Annotated in this window: 2 protein-coding genes; both read right to left on the reverse strand. The window is 34.0% G+C overall.

Annotated features, from left to right (window positions below; translation table 11 throughout):
* A partial coding sequence (locus RR876_RS16960; protein WP_332637187.1) for a hypothetical protein occupies positions 1–226 on the reverse strand: 226 nt, incomplete at its 3' end.
* Positions 227–370: 144 nt separating this feature from the next.
* Positions 371–619 (reverse strand): hypothetical protein, encoded by a 249-nt coding sequence (locus RR876_RS16965; protein ID WP_332637188.1) that lies wholly within the window; start codon positions 617–619, stop codon positions 371–373.
* Positions 620–667 lie beyond the last annotated feature (48 nt).

Raw genomic sequence — 667 nt, forward strand, 5'->3', positions numbered from 1 at the left:
TTAATCCAATTTTTTGATCTTGAGATGGATGAACTACTATTTTCAGACTTAGTTCTCCTTGATTTTCTTTAATCCATTTTACTAGTGATAAACCTTTAGTAGCTTTCCTAACCTCTTCTTTAGGATATTCACCACCTAACTGACTAACTAATAAAGGAGATTGTTTGTCGTTCCAAAAAGATTGAACTTTCTTGGTTATTTCAGCTTTTAGTTGCTTTTCTAACATTGTTTTCTCTTAAGTATCAAAACTTTATTATTCTAACCTTAATTTATCTTTTCTAACATGAAAACTTTCTTCACACTCCTCATAGTATTTCCTCTATAGCAAAATTTAATCAAATTATCCTCAAATGATTTAACATAAAATCTCTTATGCGAAATTTGAATTGTAAGTCCCACGACTCGCTACTCGTTGAGCAAGTTCAGGATTACGCCCAGATAGGTGTTTAATCACAATTGGGGTTCGATTCGGCATTTTACTCATTAAATTATCATTTTCTACATACAGTACTGTTCCACTTTGCGCTGCGGCAATAAAGCGGTCTCGAAGTACATTTGCGGCTTTGGCAGCAATACCTGATTCATTGTCATCTTCATCAATTAGATCTACTGTTGACATAGTGCCGCACTCCCAGTTAGCTGATATATGAATCATATTACAAGTCGG

The sequence above is a fragment of the Acinetobacter sp. genome (assembly GCF_036666595.1).
In the GTDB taxonomy this organism is placed as follows: domain Bacteria; phylum Pseudomonadota; class Gammaproteobacteria; order Pseudomonadales; family Moraxellaceae; genus Acinetobacter.